General features: G+C 64.6%; 12 protein-coding genes and 1 pseudogene. 3 read left to right on the forward strand and 10 right to left on the reverse strand.

What is annotated here, in order from left to right; all coding sequences use genetic code 11:
- Positions 1–11 precede the first annotated feature (11 nt).
- The 9 genes and pseudogenes from rpsC to ACP694_RS09260 form a co-directional block, all read right to left on the reverse strand.
- The gene (rpsC, locus tag ACP694_RS09220; protein ID WP_426011817.1) at positions 12–761 is read right to left on the reverse strand and encodes a 30S ribosomal protein S3; all 750 of its coding nucleotides are present in this window, start codon (positions 759–761) and stop codon (positions 12–14) included.
- On the reverse strand, positions 761–1,141 hold the full coding sequence (gene rplV, locus ACP694_RS09225) for a 50S ribosomal protein L22 (RefSeq protein WP_007662752.1): 381 nt from the start codon (positions 1,139–1,141) through the stop codon (positions 761–763). Before rplV ends, rpsC begins: the two co-directional genes overlap by 1 nt.
- A 3-nt stretch (positions 1,142–1,144) precedes the next feature.
- Positions 1,145–1,423, reverse strand: coding sequence for a 30S ribosomal protein S19 (rpsS, locus tag ACP694_RS09230; RefSeq protein ID WP_007662753.1), 279 nt, complete (start codon positions 1,421–1,423; stop codon positions 1,145–1,147).
- 3 nt (positions 1,424–1,426) lie between these two features.
- Positions 1,427–2,266: a 50S ribosomal protein L2 gene (rplB, locus tag ACP694_RS09235; RefSeq protein WP_426011818.1), complete on the reverse strand. Its 840-nt coding sequence runs from the start codon at positions 2,264–2,266 to the stop codon at positions 1,427–1,429.
- Between the two features lie 4 nt (positions 2,267–2,270).
- Positions 2,271–2,567, reverse strand: coding sequence for a 50S ribosomal protein L23 (locus ACP694_RS09240; protein WP_419251732.1), 297 nt, complete (start codon positions 2,565–2,567; stop codon positions 2,271–2,273).
- Positions 2,567–3,205, reverse strand: coding sequence for a 50S ribosomal protein L4 (gene rplD, locus ACP694_RS09245; protein WP_426011819.1), 639 nt, complete (start codon positions 3,203–3,205; stop codon positions 2,567–2,569). The genes ACP694_RS09240 and rplD overlap by 1 nt, the downstream gene beginning before the upstream one ends.
- Complete coding sequence (gene rplC, locus ACP694_RS09250) at positions 3,205–3,975, reverse strand: 50S ribosomal protein L3 (RefSeq protein WP_426011820.1); 771 nt, start codon at positions 3,973–3,975, stop codon at positions 3,205–3,207. The genes rplD and rplC overlap by 1 nt, the downstream gene beginning before the upstream one ends.
- 14 nt (positions 3,976–3,989) lie before the next feature.
- The gene (rpsJ, locus tag ACP694_RS09255; RefSeq protein ID WP_004616952.1) at positions 3,990–4,298 is read right to left on the reverse strand and encodes a 30S ribosomal protein S10; all 309 of its coding nucleotides are present in this window, start codon (positions 4,296–4,298) and stop codon (positions 3,990–3,992) included.
- A 13-nt stretch (positions 4,299–4,311) separates the two neighbouring features.
- A pseudogene (locus ACP694_RS09260) lies at positions 4,312–4,411 on the reverse strand (hypothetical protein); the annotation flags it as partial.
- A gap of 578 nt (positions 4,412–4,989) precedes the next feature.
- Here ACP694_RS09260 and ACP694_RS09265 point away from each other — a divergent pair.
- The gene (locus ACP694_RS09265; protein WP_426011821.1) at positions 4,990–5,751 is read left to right on the forward strand and encodes a hypothetical protein; all 762 of its coding nucleotides are present in this window, start codon (positions 4,990–4,992) and stop codon (positions 5,749–5,751) included.
- Between the two features lie 89 nt (positions 5,752–5,840).
- Here the strand turns inward: ACP694_RS09265 and ACP694_RS09270 are convergent, their stop codons facing one another.
- Entirely contained in the window at positions 5,841–6,680 is an 840-nt protein-coding gene (locus tag ACP694_RS09270; RefSeq protein ID WP_426011822.1) for a GIN domain-containing protein, read from the reverse strand.
- A 232-nt stretch (positions 6,681–6,912) separates the two neighbouring features.
- Between ACP694_RS09270 and ACP694_RS09275 the strand changes: the two genes are divergently transcribed.
- Together ACP694_RS09275 and ACP694_RS09280 are read left to right on the forward strand one after the other, a co-directional pair.
- Positions 6,913–7,227 (forward strand): NAD(P)/FAD-dependent oxidoreductase, encoded by a 315-nt coding sequence (locus tag ACP694_RS09275; protein WP_426011823.1) that lies wholly within the window; start codon positions 6,913–6,915, stop codon positions 7,225–7,227.
- 206 nt (positions 7,228–7,433) lie between these two features.
- Positions 7,434–8,024, forward strand: a complete 591-nt coding sequence (locus ACP694_RS09280) for an NAD(P)/FAD-dependent oxidoreductase (protein WP_426011824.1) — start codon at positions 7,434–7,436, stop codon at positions 8,022–8,024.
- The last annotated feature ends 101 nt before the right edge of the window (positions 8,025–8,125 follow it).

Raw genomic sequence — 8,125 nt, forward strand, 5'->3', positions numbered from 1 at the left:
GCGCTCTATCCTTAGCCCCGATCGCGACGGCCGCGATCACCCCGGTCGGGACGATCGCCGCGCTCGCGTCCGCCACCTTCGCCGGCCGGGCCGGATTCAGTGGCGAGACGCTTGTCGAGCGCCATCGGGTCGTGGTCCAGCACTTCGCCTTTGAAGATCCAGGTCTTCACGCCGATGATGCCGTAGGTGGTCTTGGCTTCCGCGAAACCGTAGTCGATGTCGGCGCGCAGGGTGTGGAGCGGCACGCGACCTTCGCGATACCATTCCATCCGCGCGATTTCAGCGCCGCCGAGGCGACCCGACACGTTGATGCGGATGCCCTTGGCGCCAAGACGAACGGCCGATTGGATCGACCGCTTCATGGCGCGACGGAAGGCGATACGGCGCTCAAGCTGCTGGGCGATGGACTCGGCCACCAGCTGGGCGTCGGTTTCGGGCTTGCGGATCTCGACGATGTTCAGGTGAACCTCGCCTTCGGTCATCACCGACAGGTCCTTGCGGAGCTTGTCGATGTCGGCGCCCTTCTTGCCGATGATCACGCCGGGACGCGCCGCATAGATCGTGACGCGGCACTTCTTGTGCGGACGCTCGATGATGATGCGCGACACGCCGGCCAGATACAGGCGCTTCTTCAGCATCGTGCGGACCGCGAGGTCCTGATGAAGAAGCTTGCCGTACTGGGCGCCGTCGGCGAACCAACGGCTGTCCCAGGTACGATTGATGCCGAGCCGCAGCCCGACTGGATTGACTTTCTGACCCATTAGGCGGCCTCACCCAGTTCGCGGACCACGATGGTGATCTCGGAGAACGGCTTTTCAACGCGCGTCGCACGGCCGCGGGCGCGGGGCGAGAAGCGCTTCATAACCAGATTCTTGCCCACATAGGCCTCGGCGACGACCAGCGAGTCGATGTCGAGGTTGTGGTTGTTCTCGGCGTTGGAAATGGCCGAGTACAGCGCCTTGCGGACATCCTGAGCGATACGCTTGTGGCTGAATTCGAGCTCGTTCAGAGCGCGCTGGACGTTCAGACCACGAATGGACTGGGCGACCAGGTTCAGCTTGCGAGCGCTGGTGCGCAGGGTACGAACCTTGCACATCGCCTCGTTGGCCGGCAGGCGGCGAGCTTGTTTAGCTTGGCTCATGGCCTACTTCCTCTTCGCCTTCTTGTCGGCGGCGTGGCCGGGGAAGCTGCGGGTGGGTGCGAACTCACCGAACTTCATGCCGACCATGTCTTCCGACACGGAGACGGGGATGTGCTTGTGACCGTTGTGCACGCCAAACACCAGGCCGACGAACTGCGGCATGATGGTCGAGCGACGCGACCAGGTCTTGATCACATCCTTGCGGCCCGACGCCAGGGCGACATCGGCTTTCTTCAGGAGGTACCCGTCGACAAACGGGCCTTTCCAGACGGAGCGGGTCATGGCTTAGCGGCCCTTTTTCGCTTTGTGGCGCGAACGGATGATATATTTGTCCGTGGCCTTGTTGACGCGGGTCTTGGCGCCCTTGGTCGGCTTACCGGCCGGGGTCACCGGGTTACGACCGCCGGAGGTACGGCCTTCGCCGCCGCCGTGGGGGTGATCGACCGGGTTCATGGCGACGCCACGAACGTGAGGACGACGGCCCATGTGGCGAACGCGACCGGCCTTGCCGAGGTTCTGGTTCGAGTGGTCCGGGTTCGACACGGCGCCCACGGTGGCCAGGCAGGTGTCGAGCACCATGCGCAGCTCGCCCGAGTTCAGACGGATCTGGGCGTAACCGGCGTCACGACCGACCAGCTGGGCATAGGCGCCAGCCGAACGCGCGATCTGGCCACCCTTGGCGGGCTTGAGCTCGACATTGTGGATGATCGTGCCGATCGGCATCGTCCGCAGCGGCGAGCTGTTACCCGGCTTCACGTCGACCTTGTCGGCGGTGACGACTTCGTCACCGGCCTTGAGGCGCTGCGGGGCCAGGATGTAGGAGAGCTCACCATCTTCCTGATACTTGATCAGGGCGATGAAGGCGGTGCGGTTCGGATCATATTCAAGGCGAACGACGGTGGCCGTGCCTTGCTTGCGACGCTTGAAGTCGACCAGACGGTAAAGACGCTTGGCGCCGCCGCCGCGGAAGCGAACCGCGATGCGGCCATTGCCGCCACGGCCGCCCGACTTGGTCAGACCTTCAACCAGCTTCTTTTCCGGGCGGCCCTTGTGGAGCTCGCTGCGGTCGATCAGCACCAGGCCGCGTTGGCCCGGGCTAGTCGGATTATAATGCTTCAAGGCCATCTGGTTAGAGCCCCGTCGTGATGTCGATCGACTGGCCTTCGGCCAGGGTCACGATGGCTTTTTTGACATCGGAACGGCGTCCGATGATGCCGCGGAAGCGCTTGGTCTTGCCCTTGGTGACCATGGTGTTGACCTTGGTGACCTTGACCTTGAACAGCTCTTCGACTGCGGCGGCGATTTCGTCCTTCGACGCATCGGCGGACACCCGGAAGACAACCTTGTTCTGCTCGCTGAGCAGGGTGGCCTTCTCGGTGATCACCGGCGACAGGATCGTGTCGTAGTGGCGGGCGGTAGCGGCCATTACGCGGCTTCCTTCTCAGCGAAGCGCGCCGAGATCGCTTCCACCGCGTCCTTGGTGAGGACCAGGGTATGGCGACGCAGCACGTCATAGACGTTCAGGCCGGCGTTCGGCAGCACGTCGATGTTCGGAATGTTGCGGGCGGCGAGCTTGAAGTTACCGTCCACTTCCGGACCCGCGATGACCAGGGCGTTCTTCAGGCCCATCTTGTCGAAGTTGGCGCGCAGGGCGGCCGTCTTCGGATCGGTCAGAGCCACGTTATCCAGCACGATGATCGAGCCGGCCTTGGCCTTTGACGACAGAGCGTGGCGCAGAGCCATGGCGCGGATCTTCTTGGGAAGATCGAACGCGTGACTGCGCACGACGGGGCCGTGAGCCTTGGCGCCGCCGACGAATTGAGCCGCACGGCGCGAACCGTGACGAGCCGAGCCGGTGCCCTTTTGCTTGTACATCTTCTTGCCCGTACGAGAGACCTCGTTACGAACCTGAATCTTGTGGTTCCCGGAGCGGCGCTTGGCCAGCTGCCAGGTGACGACGCGTTGCAGGATGTCACTGCGGATGTCGGCGATGCCAAAGATGGCGTCGTCGAGATCAACGGAGCCAGCGCTGCCGCCGTCCAGATTGATGACGTCGAGTTTCATTAGCCTTCGCCCTCTTCGGTCGTCGCCGCGGAGGTTTCTTCAGCGGGGGTTTCAGCAGCGGCCTCGGCCGGAGCTGCGCCAGCCGAACGGAAGGCGCCCGGACGCGGCAGATCGGCCGGAGCGGCCTTCTTGATCGCGTCGCGAACCTTGACGTACGAGCCTTCCGAGCCAGGGACGGCGCCCTTGACCAGGATAAGGCCGCGCTCAACGTCCACTTTCCAGACGGTGACGTTCAGGGTGGTGACGGTTTCCTGACCCAGGTGACCGGCCATCTTCTTGCCCTTGAACGTACGACCCGGATCCTGGCGTTGGCCAGTCGAGCCGTGCGAACGGTGCGAGACCGAGACGCCGTGGGTAGCGCGCAGACCGCCGAAGTTCCAACGCTTCATGGCGCCGGCGAAACCCTTACCGACGGTGACGCCTTGGATATCGACCTTCTGGCCAGCGACGTAGTGGTCGGCGGTGAATTCCGCGCCCACTTCGATCAGGGCGGCTTCATCAACGCGGAATTCGGCGACGACCCGCTTGGGCTCGACCGAGTTCTTGGCGAAGTGACCGCGCATGGCGTTCGGGGTGTTCTTCGGCTTCCTGGCGCCGGCGCCGAGTTGCAGGGCGGTGTAACCGTCCTTCTCGACCGTGCGCTGGGCCGTCACCTGGCAGCCGTCCAGCGAAAGGACGGTGACGGGGATGTGCTGTCCGGCTTCGTCAAAGAACCGGGTCATGCCCAGCTTCTTGGCGAGAACGCCTGTGCGTTGTGCGGGGAGAGTCATCTGTTCGGCTCTCCTTACAGCTTGATTTCGACGTCGACGCCAGCCGAGAGGTCGAGCTTCATCAGCGCGTCCACGGTCTGCGGAGTCGGATCAACGATGTCGAGGACGCGCTTGTGCGTACGGATCTCGAACTGCTCGCGCGACTTCTTGTCGACGTGCGGCGAGCGGTTGACGGTGAATTTCTCGATAAGCGTGGGCAGGGGGATAGGACCCCGTACCGTCGCACCCGTGCGCTTGGCCGTATTGACGATCTCGCGCGTGGAATGATCCAACACGCGGTGATCGAAGGCCTTGAGCCGGATGCGGATGTTCTGACGATCCATATCGCTCGGTTTCCTAGTGGGCTGCGCCCGCGTCTCGAACCATTTCAAAGACCAACCCGGAACCCCTCCAAAGAGAGAACTCCGCACGCAGCGTCCGCAAAACAAATAGGCCCCGGCGGTCACCCGCTAGGGCCGGTGACTGAAAACTGCGCCCCAAAAGGCGCTGCCCGAAGTCGTTCGCGGACCGCGTTTGAACCCGAAAGTTCACAGCCGATCCAACAGAGTGGGGCTTTTACGTGCCAGAATCGGTTTCGTCAAGCGGTTCGGGGCCGGTTTTGGGCGACGTTGGGGAGACAGGCCAAGGGCCCCTCTCCTCCCCTCATCCCCGGCGAAGGCCGAGACCAAAGCTGAGTTTGATCGCTCGCTCGCAAGAAGGCCAGCGCCACGGCTTGGGTCCCGGATTTCGCCAGGATGGAGGGAGTTTGGGAACGCGAGGCGACAATTAGCGCTGTCGGACGAAACGTGCGTCCTGCTTGAGAAGAGGAGGCATGAACGTGCGCGCTTAGGCGTAGGGTACGCCAGCCCGTCACCGCAAGTGTCACAAAACTGCATCAATTCGCCGCTCACCCACTGGGCGCGGGTTGTGAACCCAGCCAAAGCTCCATAAATCCGCCCCTCCTCGACGGACGGGCGGCCCTCCCCAAAACGACCGCCCGCCGATCGAGGCCACACAGTAAGGGGATTACCCACTATGAAGACCCAACTCTTTGCCGCCGCCGCCGTCCTGGCGCTGGCCGTCTCCGCCCCAGCCTTCGCCCAGAACATCGGCTCGGTCGGCGCCGCCGTGAACTATACCGACATCGACACCGGCTTTGGCGACGCCAACGGCACCTCGGTCAAGGTCGACGGCAACGTCGCCATCCCGACCGGCGCCTGGACCGTGACCCTGAACGGCGCCGTCACGGTCAACGACAACGACATCAGCGACGAGACCGTCGCCTCCACCGCCGCTCACCTGACCACCAAGGTCGGCGACACCGTTCGCGTCGGCGGCTTCGCGGCCCTGTCGCGTCCGTCGAACGACACCCTCTGGGCCGTCGGCGCTGAAGCCAGCAAGTACTTTACCAACGTCACGCTGAACGGCCTCGTCGCCTATGGCCAGTCGAACGACCTGGACGCCGACCTGTACGCCGTGCGCGGTGAAGCCCGCTACTTCGCCTCGGACGACTTCCGTCTGGACGTGGGCGCCGGCTATTCCAAGCTCGACGCCGACGCCGGCTTCAACGCCGACATCTGGGACGTCAATGCCGGCGGGGAATACAAGTTCGCCAACACCGGCTGGTCGACCTTCGGCAAGTACACCCACACCGAATCCGAAGACCTGGCCGACCTGAAGGCAGACGCCGTGAAGGTGGGCTTCCGCTACACCTTCGGCGGCAGCCTGAAGGCCCGCGACGCGGCCGGCGCCGACCTGATCGACGCCGACAGCCTGTTTGGCTTCGGCGTCCGCTAACACGGACACCGTTGGCCACCAGCGGACAAAGGGACGCCCCGGAGCTCAGGCTCCGGGGCGTTTCGCTCTCTCTATATATAGAGCGTCGTCTAGCGACCGATGATCACGTCGCCAGAGCCGGCGACCGACTTGCTGACCGGACCCTCGGCCTTGGCGATGCGCACGTCGCCCGAACCGGCCACCGACACATCGACCTTGCCGGCCACCCCGCCGAAGTCGACGTCGCCCGAGCCCATTATGCTGACATCCACCGACCGCGCGCGGCCGCCCAGGATGGTCACGTCGCCGGAGCCGGCGATGTTGGCGTCGATGGCCCCCGCGACGCTAGCAGTGTTCACCCCGCCCGAGCCGGCGATATTGACCTCCAGATCGCCGCCGATCTCCTGAGTCTTCACGTCGCCCGAGCCGGCGATATTGATCTCGGCCGAGCCGGCGCTACCGGCCTTGGTGTCGCCCGAGCCCGCCTGGCTCAGTTCCAGTTTGCCCTTGACGTTGGCGACCGTCCAATCGCCGCAGCCGGCGTTGGCCAGTTCCAGCTTGTCGGTGCGACCGACGCTGCCGAACACCGCGCCGGCGGCGGCGATCTCGGCGTTCATCGGCGTGCGGATGACGATCTGCGGCATGTCTTCCCACTTCACGTCGCCGACCCCGCGCACGTGGACCGTCAGACTGCCCATCACCGAGTTGCAGCCATTGATGCGGTTCATCCTCAGGCCTCCGTCGACGATGGTCTCCGAGCCGTTCTGGCGAACGGTGAGCGGCAGGTTCTGGTTGGTGGTCAGAAATTCGACCTTCACGTCTCCGCGGGCTTCGGGGATCACCACCACCCGGGCGACGGCGTCTTTGATCTTCACGGACGGGTCGGCTTGGGCGGCTCCGGCAAAGCCAAGAGCAGCGGCGCCGGCGGCCAGGATCAGAAGTGCGCGCATGGAAGTCCCTCGAACGAATGGTTTGTTGAGGGAAAGTTAGCCGGGCCCTTATCGAGAAACGACTTAATTCGAGGTCATGACCCTGATGTCATGATCTTGCCAAGGTCGCCGTCGCGGCGCCAAGCCGCCGAGGTCGCCTTGCAGGTGGGCGCGTCGTCGCGTCCGTCGTCGCCAACGGGACGGCCAGCACGTTGAAGATGACCTCAACGTTCGCCTGACGCACTCTGTCCCCATGGCCACCATCATTGACACCCGCCGCGACCAGATGTTTCCCCGCCTGACGCCGGAGGAGATCGATCGCATCCGCCGGTTCGGCGACCTCGGCATGGTCGGCAAGCTGGATCCGGACCGGATCTACGACGTCGCCGTGGTCGGAGCCGGTCCGACGGGCTTGGCCACCGCAGTGTACGCGGCCTCCGAAGGACTGTCGGTTCTGGTGCTCGACACCCGGGCGTTCGGCGGCCAGGCGGGCGCCTCGGTGTGGATCGAGAACTATCTAGGTTTTCCCACCGGCGTGTCTGGCATGGCCCTGATGGCCTGGGCCTAAAACCAGGCCCAGAAGTTCGGCGCCAATCTGGCGATCCCCGACGAGGTGGCGACGCTCGACTGTGATGGCGAAAGCACCGGCTATCACCTGCAGCTGACCAGCGGCGAGACCACCCAGGCCAAGGCCGTGGTGATCGCCAGCGGCGCGCGTTACCGGCGGCTGGAGGTCGCCAATCTCGACCAGTTCGAGGGCAGCTCAGTGCATTATTGGACCCGCCGCTCGAGGCCAAGCTGTGCGCGGGCCAGGCGGTGGCGCTGGTTGGGGCCGGCAATTCGGCGGGCCAGGCGGCGGTCTATCTGGCCAGCCAGGTCGCCAAGGTACGGACGGTGATGCACGGCGAAAGCCTGCACGCCAGCATGCCGCGCTACCTGATCGACCGCATCGGGAGCTCGCCCAATATCGAGCTGCTGGCCCGCAGAGAGACCATCCAGCTGGATGGTGAGGACGGCCAGCTCAGCGCCGTGCACCGCCGCCACCTGGACACCGGCGAGCAACATTGCAGCCCGATCAGCCATCTCTTCCTGTTCATCAGGGCCCAGCCCAACACCGCCTGGCTGGCCCAGTGCCATGTCGAATTCGACAACCACGGCTTCGTGCGCACGGGTCCGCACCTGTCGCTTGGGACCCCGGTGCTGCAGACCCGCCGCCACGGCGTGTTCGCGATAGGCGACGTGCGGGCGGGATCGCTCAAGCGGGTCGCCGAGGCGATGGGTGAAGGGGCGCAGATGGTGGTGGCGATCCACGCGTATCTGGCGGAGCCGGTGAATGGCGGCCTAGGTCCTCTCCCTTTGGGCTAGCAGGTTCACACATCTCGATTGAGCGAGTGGACGAGCTCTGATTCATTGGGTTCATCTGACGGGAGATGGCGATGGATCTGCTGCTGGGGCGGTTTGGCGAC

This window comes from Caulobacter sp. DWR2-3-1b2 (genome assembly GCF_049896345.1).
Taxonomy (GTDB): Bacteria; Pseudomonadota; Alphaproteobacteria; order Caulobacterales; family Caulobacteraceae; genus Caulobacter.

Excerpts from the sequence above, each read along its gene's own strand:
- rpsC (WP_426011817.1), bottom strand. The coding sequence starts at position 761 with ATGGGTCAGAAAGTCAATCCAGTCGGGCTGCGGCTCGGCATCAATCGT.
- rplV (WP_007662752.1), bottom strand. The coding sequence starts at position 1,141 with ATGAGCCAAGCTAAACAAGCTCGCCGCCTGCCGGCCAACGAGGCGATG.
- rpsS (WP_007662753.1), bottom strand. The coding sequence starts at position 1,423 with ATGACCCGCTCCGTCTGGAAAGGCCCGTTTGTCGACGGGTACCTCCTG.
- rplB (WP_426011818.1), bottom strand. The coding sequence starts at position 2,266 with ATGGCCTTGAAGCATTATAATCCGACTAGCCCGGGCCAACGCGGCCTG.
- ACP694_RS09240 (WP_419251732.1), bottom strand. The coding sequence starts at position 2,567 with ATGGCCGCTACCGCCCGCCACTACGACACGATCCTGTCGCCGGTGATC.
- rplD (WP_426011819.1), bottom strand. The coding sequence starts at position 3,205 with ATGAAACTCGACGTCATCAATCTGGACGGCGGCAGCGCTGGCTCCGTT.
- rplC (WP_426011820.1), bottom strand. The coding sequence starts at position 3,975 with ATGACTCTCCCCGCACAACGCACAGGCGTTCTCGCCAAGAAGCTGGGC.
- rpsJ (WP_004616952.1), bottom strand. The coding sequence starts at position 4,298 with ATGGATCGTCAGAACATCCGCATCCGGCTCAAGGCCTTCGATCACCGC.
- ACP694_RS09265 (WP_426011821.1), top strand. The coding sequence starts at position 4,990 with ATGAAGACCCAACTCTTTGCCGCCGCCGCCGTCCTGGCGCTGGCCGTC.
- ACP694_RS09270 (WP_426011822.1), bottom strand. The coding sequence starts at position 6,680 with ATGCGCGCACTTCTGATCCTGGCCGCCGGCGCCGCTGCTCTTGGCTTT.
- ACP694_RS09275 (WP_426011823.1), top strand. The coding sequence starts at position 6,913 with ATGGCCACCATCATTGACACCCGCCGCGACCAGATGTTTCCCCGCCTG.